Raw genomic sequence first — 16,372 nt, forward strand, 5'->3', positions numbered from 1 at the left:
AGAGAGAGTTTGAACATGATGACATGGCTATTTTTAGCAGTCGGCCTGGTGCTGCTGGTGATCGGTGCCGACCTGTTGGTCAAGGGTGCCGCACGTTTGGCGGCTACTTTTGGTATTCCTAGTTTAGTGATTGGTTTAACTGTTGTAGCTTTCGGCACCAGTGCTCCAGAGCTTGCGGTCAGCGTCAAGGCTGCTTACGCCGGTCAGGCCGAGCTCGCCATCGCCAACGTGGTTGGCAGTAACATCTTCAACGTTTTATTTATCCTCGGTGTTTCAGCGCTGATTATGCCGCTGATTATTTCCCGCCAGCTCATCCGTCAGGATGTTCCAATCATGGTTGCGGTATCAGTGATCGCAGTGCTGATGGTGCAAGATGGTCAAATTGATAAAATTGAAGCGGCACTGTTAACCGCAGGTCTGCTTGGTTATACCTTTTTCCTGTTTAAACAAGGCAAAGCACAAGGCGCAGCCGCAGCTGAAGCCAATGATGAAGTCGCTGAACTGCTGAAAGAACCACACCCAATGTGGCAAAACCTGCTGTTTGTGGTCGGTGGTTTAATCCTATTGGTGTTGGGTGCCCGCTGGTTGGTGCAAAGCGCCATTGAACTGGCCACAGCCTGGGGCGTGAACGAAGCCGTGATCGGTCTGACGATTGTTGCAGCCGGTACTTCGTTACCAGAAGTGGTGACGTCAATTGTGGCGACCATTCGCGGTGAGCGTGATATTGCCGTCGGCAACGTAGTCGGCAGCAACATTTTTAATATTCTTTGTGTGCTGGGTATTTCGGGTCTGGTATCACCGATCCCGTTAATCGCTGGCGATCAGTTAGCACAAATCGACATTCCAGTGATGCTGGCAGTGGCGATGTTATGTGTGCCATTCTTCTTTGCCGGCGCTATTCTGAACCGGATTGAAGGCGCTTTATTCCTGCTTCTTTATGTGGCTTACACCTGGTATCTGATTTCGGTAGCGCTGGCCAAACCCTATCTGGCACAGCTACAGGATGGCATTATGTACGGACTGGTGCCGCTGGTACTGGTGTATGTGGTGTTGTCGTTGCTGCAGGATTTCCGCGCCAAAAGCAAACAAAACACGGCTTAACTTTTCGTTGGTTGAGACAAAAACGCTTCTTCGGAAGCGTTTTTTTTGGCCGATATGCAGGCAAGGCAAAGTTTGCAGCCCTTCACCACAGTGTTCAGCAGAATTTCTGCAACTAAGGCAATTTTGCACTGTTGCACGCCACCGCTTTCGATATAATATCCATCTTTATGGCTAAAACTTTCCGGACAATCGATGACGCAAGATGAAATGAAAAAAAATGCTGCCTGGGCAGCGTTAGACCATGTCCCCCGCCACACCATCGTCGGTGTTGGTACTGGTTCCACCGTCAATCATTTTATTGATGCGCTCGCTTCGATTAAATCCGAAATCAAAGGTGCGGTCTCGAGCTCCATCCAAAGTACCGAAAAAATGCGCGCCTTAGGCATCGAGGTTCTGGATTTAAATGACGTCGAAAGTTTTAGCGTGTACGTCGATGGTGCCGATGAAATTAACCCGGCTAAACATATGATTAAAGGCGGCGGCGCGGCTTTAACCCGCGAGAAAATTGTCGCTGCGGTTGCTGAAAAATTCATTTGTATCGTAGATAGCACCAAGCAAGTTGAGGTGCTGGGCAAATTCCCGTTACCGGTAGAAGTCATTCCGATGGCCCGCAATTATGTTGCGCGTGAGCTGGTGAAACTGGGCGGTCGTCCGGTCTGGCGGGAAGCGGTGGTCACCGACAACGGCAATATTATTCTGGATGTATTTGATTTAAAAATTACTGATCCAGTGGCTTTTGAACAACAAATTAACCAGATTACCGGCGTGGTTACCAACGGCATTTTTGCCTGCCGCGCCGCCGATCTGGTATTAGTCGGCACTGCCGATGGCACCAAAGTACTGAATTCCAACTAAAAAATAACGATAACAACTTAGACTACGTAAACAACACCCCTTTTTTGGCCCCTTTTGGTCAACTGAATTTTGCAACATTAAAGAGAAATGAAGATGGAAAAGTACTCACTGCCGAAAGACAAAATTAAGATTTTGCTGCTTGAAGGCTTGCACCAGAGCGCGGTGCAAAGTTTCAAAAATCAGGGATACAGCAATATCGAATATCTGAAAACCTCGTTGTCAGAAGCAGAACTGATTGAAAAAATTAAAGATGTGCATTTTATTGGCATCCGTTCCCGCACTCAGCTAACCGAAAAAGTACTGAACGAAGCCGGTAAACTGGTCGCCATTGGTTGTTTCTGTATCGGTACCAATCAGGTTGATTTAGACGCTGCTTTAGCACGCGCCATCCCGGTATTTAACGCACCGTTCTCCAACACCCGTTCGGTTGCTGAACTGGTACTGGGTCAAATCATCATGTTACTGCGTGGTATTCCACAACGTAACGCCGCTGCGCACCGCGGCGAATGGCAAAAAACTGCAACACAATCCTACGAAGCCCGTGGCAAAACTTTGGGCATTATTGGTTATGGCCACATTGGCACGCAGTTGTCGATCATGGCGGAAAACATCGGTATGCGGGTACAGTTTTACGATATCGAAGACAAATTGGTGCTGGGTAATGCCACCCAGGTCGATATGGCCACCTTACTGAAAACTTCAGATGTAGTGACCTTACATGTACCGGAAACCCCCCAAACTCAGAACATGATTGGTGAAGCTGAGCTCGATTTAATGAAGCATGGCGCTATCCTGATCAACGCTTCGCGTGGCACTGTGGTTGATATCGATGCATTAGCCCGTGCTTTAGCAGAAAAGAAGCTGGCTGGTGCCGCCATTGACGTGTTCCCGGTTGAACCTACCGGCAATGACGAAGAATTTGAATCGCCGCTGCGTGCTTTTGACAACGTCATTCTGACCCCACACATTGGTGGTTCTACGCAGGAAGCACAGGAAAACATCGGTTATGAAGTAGCGGGTAAACTGGTGAAGTACTCGGACAATGGTTCGACCTTGTCGGCGGTAAATTTCCCGGAAGTGTCATTGCCAGAATACAAAGGCCGTTCGCGGTTATTACATATCCACAAAAACCAACCGGGTATGCTGACCAAGATCAACGAAGCGTTTGCCAAACATGGCATCAACATTTCCGGTCAGTATCTGCAGACCAATGCCGAAATTGGTTATGTGGTGATTGATATCGACAGCCTCGACCACGAGCTGGCGCTGAATGAACTAAAAGCCATTCCGGGCACGTTAAAAGCGCGGGTATTGCACTAAGGTGCACTTTTTGTAAGCAGCTTCGAAATGGTGGGTGGCGCAAACTGCGCTGACCCACCCTACCTATTTTTTAGTCTAAGCCCAGATCGGTAGGGGCAAACAGCGAAGCGCCTTCGCCCATCAATCACCAAAGCTCGTTTCAATGGTATTCCAAACCTGAGTTATCAGAACGAATACACCAGTGTCGCTGACGTTTCAGTGTCGGTTTTAGAGCGGAATTCGCCTGGGTTGGAGTCATATTTCACAATAAAACCGAGGCGCATCGACAGCTGGCCGCTAACCTGTGACGTAAAGGCGCTACGGCTTAACCAACTGGAGTTTTTACCATCCAGCGACACCGACCATTCCAGTGATTGCCGGAAACTGTTGTGTTCATTGAGCTGATAATCGAGGTTGGTAGCGGCGTACCAGATAATACCGGTGCTGCGATCGCCATCTGAGGTTTCCTGATGCGCAAAACCCGGACCGGTTTCGATGTCCCAGTAGCTATCACCCTCTTCATAAAGCCGCATCGCTGAACCAGCGGCAATGGATGCTTGCTCGCGAAACGCACCAAATCGGTCGTTCAGATAGGCGCCCCGGCCGAAGATACTGAACTCACTACGATGAAATTTGTAGTTACTCTGTCCGACCAGATTTAACCGCTGACCGGTGGTATTGCTGGTTTTCGTGTTGGTGTCACGATCAAACTGACTGTTGCGCTGAAACAATGTCTGGATCAGGTATTTATTCCGGAAGTCTTTCATTTCATGCTGGAGTTCAGCATTGGCGCGAACTGCGGTTGATTCGGTATTGCCACTGCTCAGCACCAGACCTAGCTCTACGTCACCGGCCCAAGGCTTATAGTTGTCGCCATCGGCATTGGTGTTTGTTCCGGCAACACCTGCTTCGGAAATTTTTAATTGCTGAAAAGTCTGGCCTGGTTTTAATCTTTCAGATGGCAAACTGGACGCGGCAAATGGCATCGCCTGGACAGTGTCGGCACTTACCGCCTGCAATGGCAAGGCTAAAGCAACCAGGCTGATCATCAGCCACGTGCTTTTGTTTAAAGTTTTATTGAGAGTTTTATTCAACGATTTATTCAACAACAACTGCATTTTTTATCCCTTAACAACACACTGACAACGCTGCTGCGCCGCCATTTCAAGCAAACAATGACTCAAACAAAAAGCCAGTCAGTGACTGGCTTTCTTCACATCAACTTTTGAAAAGCTTAATTACGCGGCTTCCCCACGCTGACTGATAAACGTCAGCGCCAGCTCAATCCGCGCCAGACAACGGGCCTGACCAATCAGCGCCAGCGTCACATCCAGCGACGGCGAATTACCACCGCCAGTCACAGCCACCCGCAGCGGCATGCCGACTTTGCCCATGCCTAAACCCAGACTTTCCGCGGCGCTGTTAATGGCAGCGTGCACGTTTTCCGCGGTCCAGTCGGTGATTGCAGCAAGGGCTTGTTGCACCGCTTTTAATGGCTCAGCAGCCACCGGACGTAAGTGTTTTTTGGCAGCGTTTTCTTCGAATTCGCTAAAGTCCTCAAAGAAATAACGACTGACTTCAACCATTTCTTTTAAGGTTTTCACTCGCTCGCCCTGTACTGCAACCAGCTGCTCCAGACTTGGGCCCTTGCTGATATCCAGCTTTTGCTCTGTCACATGCCATTGCAGATGTTTTGCGACATAAGCCGGATCTGAAGTACGAATATAATGCTGATTCAGCCACTGCAGTTTTTCGGTGTTAAAAGCCGAAGGTGCCCGGTTGCAGTCAGATAAATCAAAGATTTGTACCAGTTCTTCCAGACTGAAGATTTCCTGATCACCATGCGACCAGCCGAGGCGTACCAGATAATTTAACAAAGCTTCCGGCAGATAACCGTCGTCGCGGTATTGCATCACGCCAACAGCACCATGGCGCTTGGATAAACGTTTACCGTCATCGCCTAAAATCATCGGCACATGGGCGTATTTCGGAATATCAGCACCAAGGGCTGCCAGAATATTCATCTGCCGTGGCGTGTTATTGACATGGTCATCACCACGAATGACGTGGGTCACACCCATTTTCCAATCATCAACGACCACGGTTAAATTGTAGGTTGGCGTACCATCACTGCGGGCGATGATTAAATCATCCAGTTCAGCGTTGGCAACTTCGATGCGGCCTTTGATTAAATCATCAATCACCACCACACCGTCTTGTGGGTTTTTAAACCGGATCACAAAAGGTTTGTCGGCTGGGTGATCGGTGCGGTCACGCCACATACCATTATATTTTGGTTTTTCGCCGGCGGCAGTTTGCGCTTCACGCATCGCATCGACTTCTTCGATGGTGCAAAAACACTTATATGCTTTGCCATCGGCTAATAGCTGTGCCACGACTTCTTTATATAAATCAAAACGTTTGGTTTGATAGAACGGGCCTTGATCCCAGTCTAAACCTAACCAGTTCATGCCATCTAAAATGGCATCTACCGATTCCTGGGATGAACGTTCTAAATCAGTATCTTCAATGCGCAGAATAAAAGTGCCGCCATATTTTCTGGCATATAACCAGCTGAATAACGCGGTGCGGGCGCCGCCGACATGCAGGTAGCCAGTTGGACTTGGCGCGAAACGGGAAACAATTGACATGATTAATCCAGTAAGTCAGTCGAAATAATGCGGCTATTGTACCAACCCGGCCGCCTTCTTGCACGGCTGTTCGGCCTGGCTTTTATGCAGAATTTCCAAAGGCCTGGCAAAATGATTACTTTTACAGCAGACGGCTGCAAAAACATAAAATATGATTGACAGCATTTGTCCGCCCCCTATAATGACGGCCGAACGTTGCAGCGGATTGTTAGCTCAGCTGGGAGAGCATCGCCCTTACAAGGCGGGGGTCACTGGTTCGAACCCAGTACAATCCACCATAACGTTTTTAGTTTTAAGTATTAAAACTAATGGTTAGATGAAGTTGCAAGACATTGATATCCAGCGGATTGTTAGCTCAGCTGGGAGAGCATCGCCCTTACAAGGCGGGGGTCACTGGTTCGAACCCAGTACAATCCACCATATCAAAAACTGTTGTTTTCATGACAACAGTTGCTGAAAAGCAAAAATAATACCCCAGGATGGTTAGCTCAGCTGGGAGAGCATCGCCCTTACAAGGCGAGGGTCACTGGTTCGAGCCCAGTACCATCCACCAAATTCTGCAGTTTAGTTACGAAGAAACCCCCCAGGATGGTTAGCTCAGCTGGGAGAGCATCGCCCTTACAAGGCGAGGGTCACTGGTTCGAGCCCAGTACCATCCACCAAATTCCTTTTTAAGCACTCCAATACAGACCAATACTGCGGGCATACTTTTCAATTACTTCGGTTTTAACTGACCCTATTGTGGTTGTTACCTACGGCTCCGGCATGCAATTCCTGAAGAATAAAAATAGCTAGCAGCTCCGGTTGTTCCACCAAAGCTTGCCAGCATTCTACGCCCTTTCCGCCGTTATAAAGGCTTTAGTTCCAGCTCAATTTTCTGGTAATACAGCGTCGTTTTGCCTTCAAAACCTGAGTCAGTGCCGGTAAATAACCAGATCGAGCCATCACTTTGGGTGGTGAACTGCAAGCTGCTGCCGGAGGCTGAAGTTAATGTTTTAGCTTGATATTTACTGCCATCACAAGGCAAATCTTTCACCGCGATATTGCCCTGCACTTTCGAATTGGTACCATCCTGCGCTTGATTACCTTTGGCCACATTCAGGTTATAGCCAACCTGCTTTGGTTCAATATCGGCAAAGCCAAAATGCAGGTACACCGATTCACCTGGCGCGCCACCTATTCCCATACAGTCGGTGCCGGCTGGTGATAAAAAGCTTACTTTTAACCGCGCCTGATAACGGGTAGATGGCGATAAACCACTAATACGGCGCTTTAAGAACATAAATAAATCGTCACTGCGGTTATGGCCTGATAATTTGTAACCAGTGCCGGTAAATCCGGTTGGCAAAGTTTTTACACCAGAATCAAGCTCGAAAATATCGGCCTGAGCCGCATCATAATCGGCAAAACCGGCTTGCCAGTTTTGCTGGCCTTGTGCAAAGTCGTATTCAAGAACCACGGGTTTATCCGGGTCGATAATATCGACGTTACAGCCTTGCAGTAACATTGCGCTGAATAAAGAACAAAGGCCGATGGCGCCAATCCGGCGGGTGTTGCGGTGGTTCATGCTGAAAATTCCTGGTTGTTGAAAGTTGTTGCCAGACTACCCAACCCCACACCGTCACAATGTAACCTTCTGTATCCAGAGTGTAAAAATAGCCGTATCGCTATTGAGGCCATCAAGCTGCTGTTTCAACTGCAGTTGCTGCCTGCTATAGTAGGAACACCTACTTTTGCCATGTGCATGCAAACCAATGGATCAGACGCTCAGCCGCGAAATGACAATCCTGATCATTGACGAACAGGCGCTTGCACAAAACTACCTTCGTTATACCCTGGAAAAACTTGGCTACAGCCAGGTGCAATTCACCGACAAAGCGCAAACGGCGCTGGTCATGTGCAAAGAACGTCAATTCGATTTGATTATCTGTTCCTTTAATTTGCAGCAAGGCAAAGATGGTTATCAGCTGTATGAAGAGCTGAAAGTGCGCCGCCTGCAAAAACTCAGTACTGGTTTTATTTTTATCAGCGCCGAAACCGATCCGTCGTTGGTGTATAGCGTGCTCGAGCTGCAACCTGATGAATTTCTTGCTAAACCCTACACTATGCGCGATTTACAAAGCCGGATTGAACGGGTACTAAAGCGCAAACTGGAATTACGTCCTATCTATCAATGGCTGGAAAATGGCCGGCCTGACCGGGCTTTGCAACAGCTCGACAATATGTTGGCGCAAGGGCAGGCGCCAAAACTAGTACCTGTATTACTGCGCTTTAAAGGTGATTTATTGCTGGAGCTGGCTGATTTTGCCAAAGCGCGGCAATTTTTTCAGTCCGTATTGGCAGTGCAGCCCTTTGGTTGGGCACGGATTGGTCTGGTGAAGGCTCTGCGCGGCAATGGTGAAACCGAGCTGGCCAATGCGCAGATGCAACAGCTGGAAATGCGCGGTGAAAGTAAATTGTTCGTGCTGGAACAACTTGCCGAACAAGAGTTTGCCGCGGATGAGTTTGAAGCGGCGCAACAACACCTGGAACAAGCCGCCCAGTTGGCACCGCGAAATTTATATCGTCAACAAAAGCTGCTGCAGTTATCACGACTGAATCATGATTACGAACGCCAGTATAAAACCGCACGCGATATGTTGAAATTCGCGCGCTTTTCAATGTACGAACAACCAGATCTGTATTTGAATCTGGCGCGCGCTTGTATCGATTTTGCTGTCAGTGTCGATGAAGATGGTGAAACCAATCGCCTGAGTAAACAAGCTACCGAATGCCTGACCAGTTTGCGTAACCAGTTTCCGGATGTTGATGTGAAGCAGCAACAACTGGTGATCCAGGCCAGGTTGCAATACCTGAAAGATCACAAAGATAAAGCGCAAAAAATGTTGGAAGAACTGGATCATCAGGAAGTGCATATCGACAATATCGAAGATGCGCTGGATAAAGCCAAAGCACTGCATGAAGTGGGTTTAACCCAGCTGTCAAAATCCTGGTTCGACCGGATCAGTGTTTACTGTCAACAGCAGCAAACTGATCCGTATCTGAAAAGTTACCTGCAGCAAGAACGCAATGAACGCGCCGAGCTTGCCACGGCACCACGCGAACTGAACAACATCGCCGTTATGCATTTTCAACATGGGAATTGGCAGGCCGCATTGGCCGCATTTTCCCATGCTTTTAGGTTACTGCCCAAAAACGCTGGTATTGCGTTGAATTTACTGCAAAGTGTGTTGATGGCGCCACAAAATAGCGCCCCGAAAGAACGGCAAGCGCTGATCCAATCCTGTTTAAATACCATTGAAAAAGGTAAATTAAACCCTGAACAGAGCCGTCGTTTTGAACAGTTAAAACAAAAACATCTGGCGCCGCTATAGTTGCTGACGACTCTAACTGCAGTGTTAACAACCACAACCTTAAACCGCTTTGTCTTCAGGCCATTCGGCAAAAACCAACGGCAGACGCCGGCTTCTTAGTAACCAACCTAACCCCAGTATCAACACCAACGGCGCCAGCAATAACCAGGGGGCATTCACCGAAACATAAGGTGGTAAGTGGCTGACTGTCCAGTATAAATCGACTGCGCAGACCCCCAGCAACAGCCAACGGCTTTGTCGCCAGATCCCAAACCAAAACCGTTTCGCCCGACCGCGTTTTAATTTTTTGTCGTAAGGCACCCGCTGTGTCAGCGCCGCTACAATCAGCAGCACCGGTATTGCGATCAGGCAAGCACGGACAAAGTCGCTGCTGTGCGGGTAAATATAACTGAGCATGGTGCGTTGATCTGAGGGCAAAGTTAAAGTCGCAATCCAGCAGATATAGGGCCGCAGCAGTACCAACAGCAGCAGATAAAGCCGCAGCGGTACCCGGTGCAGGCCATCTTGATCCAACAGCGGTAAATCGGCATAGACTTTGGGTTTATCGCTCATACCAAGCTCCGGCTGCGCATGTTACAAGCCATGCTCGGCGAATAAATCCAGCATCTGTTGCTCAGTCCACACCGCAACCCCCAGCTCTTCCGCTTTGGCGAGCTTGGAACCGGCATTATCACCGGCAATCACCGCATGGGTTTTCGCCGACACCGAACCGGCCACTTTTGCACCCAGTTGCTGTAGTTTTTCTTTGGCTTCGTCCCGGCCCATCGCAGTTAGCGTGCCGGTCAGCACTACCGTTTGTCCGGCCAGCGGCTGCGCAGTTTGCGCCTTGGCTTCGATATCAGGCCACTGCAACCCCACCTCGACCAGCGCCGCCACCACTTGTTGATGGTGCTCATCCTGAAAAAAGTGCAATAAACGCCCGGCGACCACGGTACCAACGTCTGGAACTGCCAGTAATTGTTCCAGATTGGCTTGTTGTAACTCAGCCAAACTGCGGAAATGCTGCGCCAGATTTAGCGCCGTGGCTTCGCCGACATCACGAATACCCAACGCATAAATAAAACGCGGCAAGGTGGTTTGTTTGGCGCCAGTAATGGCTTGCAGTAATTTCAGCGCAGACTTCTCGCCCATCCGCTCCAATCCAACCAAGGCTGGCATATCCAGTTTAAAAATATCGGCCGGCGTTTTCACCAATTGCTCGTCGACCAACTGCTCGATTAACTTATCGCCAAGACCTTCAATATCCAGCGCTTTGCGCGCGACAAAATGCTTCAGCGCCTCTTTACGCTGTGCCGCACAATACAAGCCGCCCGTACAACGGGTAACCGCCTCGCCTTCAACGCGCTCGACGTCGGATTGACAGACCGGACAGCTCGCCGGAAACACGATGGGCCTGGTTTCGCTGCGTTGCTCCAGCACCACTGCGACAATTTGCGGGATCACATCACCAGCACGGCGCACAATCACCGTATCGCCAATTTCAATGCCTAAGCGATTGATTTCATCTTGATTATGCAGTGTGGCGTTCGAGACTGTTACCCCGCCCACCGACACCGGTTCCAGCCGGGCAACCGGCGTAATTGACCCGGTGCGGCCCACCTGAAAATCAACATCCAGCAAGCGGGTGATTTTTTCCTGCGCTGGAAACTTAAAAGCAGTGGCCCAGCGCGGCGCTCGAGACACAAAACCGAGCGCTAGTTGCTGCGCCAATGAATCAACTTTGAGCACCACGCCATCAATTTCATAAGGCAGCGCAGCGCGTTTGGCCAGAATGGTTTTGTGATACAACAGTGCCGCAGCTTCGCCCTGACACAGCTGAATTTCCGGACATACAGGCACACCCCAACTTTTGAGCTGTTGTAAGCGCTGATAATGACTACTGCTATTGAGCACCGCTGCCGGGTCTTCTACCGCTCCTACTGCATAGGCATAAAAGCTCAGTGGACGGCTGGCAGTTATCTTTGGATCAAGTTGTCTTAGGCTACCGGCGGCAGCATTGCGTGGATTAGCAAACACTTTGTCACCACGCAATCTGGCCTCTTCATTCATTTTTTCAAAACCGGCCAGCGGCATAAACACTTCACCACGTACTTCAAGCACCGGCGGAAACTCTCCGTGCAACTTCAGCGGAATACAGCGAATGGTCTTGATATTACTGGTGATATCTTCGCCGGTAAAACCATCACCACGGGTAGCTGCTTGGGTCAGCAGCCCTTGTTCATAACGGATACTGACCGCTAAACCATCCAGCTTTGGCTCGGCACAAAATGAAAATTCAGTTTGTTGATCCAGCCGGTCGGCCATGCGCTGACAAAAAGCACTAAAATCGGCATCTTCAAAGGCGTTATCGAGTGACAACATTGGAATTTGATGCGTCACCTGGCCAAATTTTTCCAGCGGCTTGGCTCCTACCCTTTGGGTTGGCGAGTCGGCGGTAATCAGCTCTGGATGTTGCTGTTCCAGCTGTTGTAATTGTTGAAACAGCTGGTCGTAATCAGCATCAGGAATACTGGGTGAATCCTGTACATAGTACTGATTATTATGAAAATTTAGCTGCTGGCGCAGCGTGTCGATTTGGGTTTGAATATCAGACATCGGCACAAAACTCACAGATCCTAGAAAACTGTTTGATAGGATGAGGATTCGGCGGCCTTGTTGCAAGGGGTGAGTGAGAATTCAGTCGCTGATGCGCCGAGATTAGGTGATGGTTGTGCTAAAAAAGAAAACTCGCCAGCAGCTTATATAGCGGCTGACGAGTGTTGTCAGAACGATAGCGCAGTTAGGTTTTCGCGACGAAGTTTAGAACTTGGCGCTGACATAAACCCCTAACCGGCGGTCGGTTTTAAACTGATTGCGTAAGGTGGTATCGCCGGCCTGGTTGTAAATCAGCTTGGTTTTGATGATCTCATCCAGCAGATTGGTTGCTTCCAAACCAATTTTGATACTTGGCGTCAGATGATAACCAACCGACATATCTAATTGACCTGTTGGTTCAGCGACAACTGGTGCAAACAAATCGGCATCACGACGGGTTAACAGATATTCAGAGCGCCAGTTCCAAGCCAGTCGTGCTGAAATATCGTTTTTCTCGTACATCGCTGTCAGGTTCAGGGTATCTTCCGAGAAGCCTGGTAATGGCAGATTGTTAAAGGCACGGAAACGGTTACGACCACCTAAACCACCGGAACCAGCACCAAAGCCTACTTTATCGTCGACATTACTCTGGTCGATAAAGGTGTAGTTGGTTTGAATACCTAAGCCAGACCACAAGCCAGGTAACTGGTCGAAGAACTGGGTGTAAGCAATTTCAAAGCCTTGCAGCGTGCCAGAGCCTTCGTTGGTATCGGTCTGGAAATTCACTGGCATGGTAACTTTTGCCAATTCATTGGTGACATCTTCAACGTACAGACGTTGCCGGATCAGGTTTTTCAGCTCTTTGCGGAACAAGCTGGCAGTCAGCGAGTTACTGGTGCTGATATACCACTCGTAGGTCAGGTCGATACTCAGCGCTTCTTCTGGCTCGATATTTTTTGGATTACCGCTGACACCGTCAAAACCAATGTTGGCGAATGGCAATGCTTCGCCATTTGGCCCCCGTGGCGAGGTATGCGACTCAGAAATAGTCCGGAAATAGCGGAAATTCTCAAAGTTTGGCAGGAAAATATTTTGCGAAATGGCAAACCGGGAGATGTGATCATCTGCCAGTTCCACACTGATATTGAAGCTTGGTAAAACTTTGGTGTACTTGTCGCCTTCAACATGAATAACTTCAGTATTCAGCGCATTCTGATACGCCAGTTGCGCAGCAGTGTACATGGCCTGAGTGCCGCTATCCCATGACGGTATTGCGTTCGGGAACTGCGTGGCTCCACTGGATTCAACCTGCCAGCTGACATAACGTAAACCAACATTGCCGCGGATTGGATAGGTTAAATCGTTGTTTTCATAGTTCAGCTGGGTGTAAAACTCACGACGTTCTTCTTTACTGCTGGAGATTTCTGACGGCAGATAAGCGCCATCCATTTCACATTCACCAGCGAGTGTTACACAATTGCGATCTCGCAGTTGGGTAAAGGTGGCAAAACCCGCTTTTTTGTTATTGGTATGATAATCCTGCCAGTTGCGGATATCGGCGATTCTGGCAAACAGAATACTTTGATTACGGCCTAACACTCCACCACCGTGGAAATCATTGGCGTTAAAGGTATACGCTTCATACAGCTCAGGATGCCCTGGCACAGCGGCGGTGCCGGTGTGAGCTGTTCGCTGACCACCGTCGGCATATGATTGCCAGGTACCGTTGGCCATTTCACCCCAGTTCCAGATGGAATCGCGTTTGATTTGTTCTTTCGTCGATGCATAAGCACCAAACTGGACCGATGTCAGCCACTGGTGATCTAACTGATAAGTACCATCAAAGGCAAATGAATCGGCTTCAGCGTCGGTATCATCTTCTTTGTCCATCGCGGAGTTAAGATACATTTCACTGTATGGCGCCGGAGCCAGTGGTGATGTCAGATTCTTACCAAGGAAATCGACCATCGGCTTGCTGCCATTGATGTCAAAGGTCAAGTCGTTGTTTTCAAAACTATTGTTGATGGTGTAATCCACTACATCGTAGGCAGACTCAATATGCTGATAATCAAATTCAAGTTTTAATTTTTCAATCGGGCTGTAAGTCAAACGCAAACTACTGTCTTCAACCACTTGATCAGTCTTGCGCCAACGGGTCTGAGCAAGTGAGCGGTTGTTCATTAACAGCGTGCCAGCAGTCATAAAGTTATTGCTGTCAAAAGTCGCGTTTGAGACCTGAACCTGATTCGGGCTGACGTTAAAACCTTGTTCACCTTGTTGGATCACGCGCTCATCCCAGGATAAACCGGCTTTAGAGCGGATGTATTCAGCAACAATTTCCAGGGTTTTATCGGTATTGCGAAATTGCAAAGAACTCGCCAGACCACGACGTTCCCGCTCTGAATCAGCACTACGGATTGAGGCGTCAGCCGGTACAAATTTGGTTTGACCTTTGTAGTGGGCTAATTCAGTACCGTAGTTACCGAATTGCGGCATTTCGCGGGCAGTGGCGCTACGTTCGTAATAGTTGCCTAAAGCGACGCCATCACCACGGTCTTTATAATCCGAGGATGAAGCGGCGACTAACGCACCAAATTCACCAACGGCACTTTCCCAGCGGTTACTGACCACGACCGAGCCAATCGGCGTCCATTCTTCACGGTGATCACCATAACTACCTTTGACCGAAGCTGTACCAAAAAAACCTTCACTGTCGAATGGCTTACGCGTCACCAGATTCACAGTGCCTGCCACACCACCGGCAATTAAATCGGCAGTCTGGTTTTTGACAACCTCGACCTGGCCCAGTAATTCGCCTGGAATATCTTCATAACTTAAGCCACCGCCAGTGCTGGCACTGAATGCGTCACGGCCGTTAATTTCGCTGCGAACCCGATCCAGACCGCGCACCACCACACCGGTACCTTCCGCGGCAAAGTGGTTTGGATCTTCAGAAGAGGCAAAACGTTCAATAGTCACGCCCGGCACCCGCATCAACGCTTCGGTGACGCTTTTATCCGGTAAGGCGCCGATATCGTCGGCACTAATCACATCTTTTACCGTATTGGCCTGACGCTTCAGTTCCTGCGACGTGATCACGCTGCCGCGCATACCAATAACTTCAATCTTTTCAATCTCTTTGTCGTCAGCGGCTTTGACAGCGCTGTCATCTTGTGCTACGGAAAAAAACGGCACCATGCCGATAACCGCGCACCGGACGGCAAAACTGAGGGGTTTACAACGAAATTGTGTTCCGGACATAGTGATACTCGCTCTTGTTATTGTTCGATTTTACCGCGGGATCTTGGCCCGCTGATTGTTCTTCCTGCAGTGGTCGGCGAAACTTTGACTAACTGCCCCATAACCTCAGTCTCACTTGTTACTTTCTAACATAAAATTTCTGAAAAAAACAACTTTATTTTTGAAGGTGCGCAGATTTATTGCAAAACATGGCGAAACTTTTGCCAGTTTGAGTAGTTTGAGTGGTAGGAAAGACATTGAATGTTACTATCTAACATAAATACTGACAGGTTTTAACCAAAATTTTTGCAGGTAAAAATAGAAAAACCCGGACTAGCCGGGTTTTCTGAAAGTGCTTACTTGAAAGGGTTGGGGGCTATTTTTGGTCGAACTCTGCGCTCAATCACGCCGCGCAGTTGCCTGCTGAATGTTACTGGCGTAACAGCTGCTGGCGCTGAAACTCACGAATACGTTCGACATAGTGCCGCACTGTTTGCACAGTCAACATACTGCGCTGGCCATCCAACACCTGACCACCAAATTCTTCGGCCAGCTTTTTCGCGGCATTGTGCATCAGATTAAAGTTTTGCAGTGCTTCACCAGGCCCTGGCAAGGTCATAAACAAACTTAAACCGCGGGTTTGCAGCTTGTCCATTTCTTCCAGATCAAAGGTGCCTGGATTAAACATGTTTGCCAGGCTGAACAACACTTCACCCGAACCGGCACTGTCCTGATGGCGGTGGAAAATATTCATCTCACCGTATTTAAAGCCCAAAGTCAGTAAACTTGGTAACAGCATAGCGCCGTTAATGTCGGTCCCCTCAGGCATCAGCACATATAAAATGAGAACTTCATTGGCCATAGGTTCAGCGGCTGGCGCTGATTGTGCAGGATCCATTTCATAATCGTCATCAGCAGCACTAAACGACATCGAAGGTTCTTCACGGTCGTTATCTGCAGAAAATTGTGGTTCCACATCATCCCGACGGATTTTTTTCGCCGGTTCGCGCAACTTGCTGGCACGTGGCGCCTTGACCACTTCGGGTTTAGGCTGCGGTTTTTCACCTGGTCCTAATTTGCGAATTTTGCCAACGCCAAACTCGTCAAAACCTTCGCCAGTGCCAGTACCTGAATTTTCATCCTGAAAAAAGCGACTTTTGGTTTCATGGGAATTTTTGCGGGCCGACCAGAGCCCATGAATCACCAGTGCCACCATACTCAGCACACCAATGACAATTAACGCATAACGAAATTCTTCAGCCATCATTTTTTACCTTT

11 protein-coding genes and 4 tRNA genes are annotated in these 16,372 nt (G+C 48.9%); 8 read left to right on the forward strand and 7 right to left on the reverse strand.

Annotation, left to right across the window (positions count from 1 at the left end; all coding sequences use genetic code 11):
- Positions 1–15 precede the first annotated feature (15 nt).
- The 3 genes from A5320_RS10355 to serA all read left to right on the forward strand — a co-directional run bounded on the left by A5320_RS10355 (position 16) and on the right by serA (position 3,276).
- Positions 16–1,101, forward strand: a complete 1,086-nt coding sequence (locus tag A5320_RS10355) for a calcium/sodium antiporter (RefSeq protein WP_231916705.1) — start codon at positions 16–18, stop codon at positions 1,099–1,101.
- A gap of 192 nt (positions 1,102–1,293) precedes the next feature.
- Positions 1,294–1,956: a ribose-5-phosphate isomerase RpiA gene (gene rpiA, locus A5320_RS10360; RefSeq protein WP_068064077.1), complete on the forward strand. Its 663-nt coding sequence runs from the start codon at positions 1,294–1,296 to the stop codon at positions 1,954–1,956.
- 93 nt (positions 1,957–2,049) lie between these two features.
- A complete protein-coding gene (serA, locus tag A5320_RS10365) occupies positions 2,050–3,276 on the forward strand; it encodes a phosphoglycerate dehydrogenase (protein ID WP_068064079.1) in 1,227 nt (408 codons plus the stop codon).
- Between the two features lie 164 nt (positions 3,277–3,440).
- Here the strand turns inward: serA and A5320_RS10370 are convergent, their stop codons facing one another.
- Both A5320_RS10370 and gltX read right to left on the reverse strand, forming a co-directional pair.
- Positions 3,441–4,373, reverse strand: a complete 933-nt coding sequence (locus tag A5320_RS10370) for a DUF481 domain-containing protein (RefSeq protein ID WP_068064085.1) — start codon at positions 4,371–4,373, stop codon at positions 3,441–3,443.
- Positions 4,374–4,493: 120 nt separating this feature from the next.
- Positions 4,494–5,906: a glutamate--tRNA ligase gene (gene gltX, locus A5320_RS10375; RefSeq protein WP_068064086.1), complete on the reverse strand. Its 1,413-nt coding sequence runs from the start codon at positions 5,904–5,906 to the stop codon at positions 4,494–4,496.
- Between the two features lie 202 nt (positions 5,907–6,108).
- Between gltX and A5320_RS10380 the strand changes: the two genes are divergently transcribed.
- The 4 genes from A5320_RS10380 (at position 6,109) to A5320_RS10395 (ending at position 6,568) form a co-directional block, all read left to right on the forward strand.
- Positions 6,109–6,184 (forward strand) — tRNA-Val (locus A5320_RS10380).
- Between the two features lie 66 nt (positions 6,185–6,250).
- Positions 6,251–6,326, forward strand: a tRNA-Val gene (locus A5320_RS10385).
- 57 nt (positions 6,327–6,383) lie between these two features.
- Positions 6,384–6,459, forward strand: a tRNA-Val gene (locus A5320_RS10390).
- A gap of 33 nt (positions 6,460–6,492) precedes the next feature.
- Positions 6,493–6,568: transfer RNA gene (locus tag A5320_RS10395), tRNA-Val, on the forward strand.
- A gap of 185 nt (positions 6,569–6,753) precedes the next feature.
- Here the strand turns inward: A5320_RS10395 and A5320_RS10400 are convergent.
- Complete coding sequence (locus A5320_RS10400; RefSeq protein WP_068064088.1) at positions 6,754–7,473, reverse strand: hypothetical protein; 720 nt, start codon at positions 7,471–7,473, stop codon at positions 6,754–6,756.
- A 187-nt stretch (positions 7,474–7,660) separates the two neighbouring features.
- Here A5320_RS10400 and A5320_RS10405 point away from each other — a divergent pair, with 187 nt between their 5' ends.
- Entirely contained in the window at positions 7,661–9,280 is a 1,620-nt protein-coding gene (locus tag A5320_RS10405) for a tetratricopeptide repeat-containing response regulator (protein WP_068064090.1), read from the forward strand.
- Positions 9,281–9,319: 39 nt separating this feature from the next.
- Here A5320_RS10405 and A5320_RS10410 read toward each other — a convergent pair whose 3' ends face one another.
- The 4 genes from A5320_RS10410 to zipA all read right to left on the reverse strand — a co-directional run bounded on the left by A5320_RS10410 (position 9,320) and on the right by zipA (position 16,358).
- A complete protein-coding gene (locus A5320_RS10410; RefSeq protein WP_068064091.1) occupies positions 9,320–9,832 on the reverse strand; it encodes a DUF2919 family protein in 513 nt (170 codons plus the stop codon).
- A 21-nt stretch (positions 9,833–9,853) separates the two neighbouring features.
- Positions 9,854–11,875, reverse strand: a complete 2,022-nt coding sequence (gene ligA, locus A5320_RS10415) for an NAD-dependent DNA ligase LigA (RefSeq protein WP_068064092.1) — start codon at positions 11,873–11,875, stop codon at positions 9,854–9,856.
- Positions 11,876–12,079: 204 nt separating this feature from the next.
- Positions 12,080–15,052, reverse strand: a complete 2,973-nt coding sequence (locus A5320_RS10420) for a TonB-dependent receptor (protein WP_197490061.1) — start codon at positions 15,050–15,052, stop codon at positions 12,080–12,082.
- A gap of 472 nt (positions 15,053–15,524) precedes the next feature.
- Positions 15,525–16,358, reverse strand: a complete 834-nt coding sequence (gene zipA, locus A5320_RS10425) for a cell division protein ZipA (RefSeq protein ID WP_068064094.1) — start codon at positions 16,356–16,358, stop codon at positions 15,525–15,527.
- Between the last annotated feature and the right edge of the window lie 14 nt (positions 16,359–16,372).

It is taken from the genome of Rheinheimera sp. SA_1, from assembly GCF_001669775.1.
Taxonomy (GTDB): Bacteria; Pseudomonadota; Gammaproteobacteria; order Enterobacterales; family Alteromonadaceae; genus Pararheinheimera.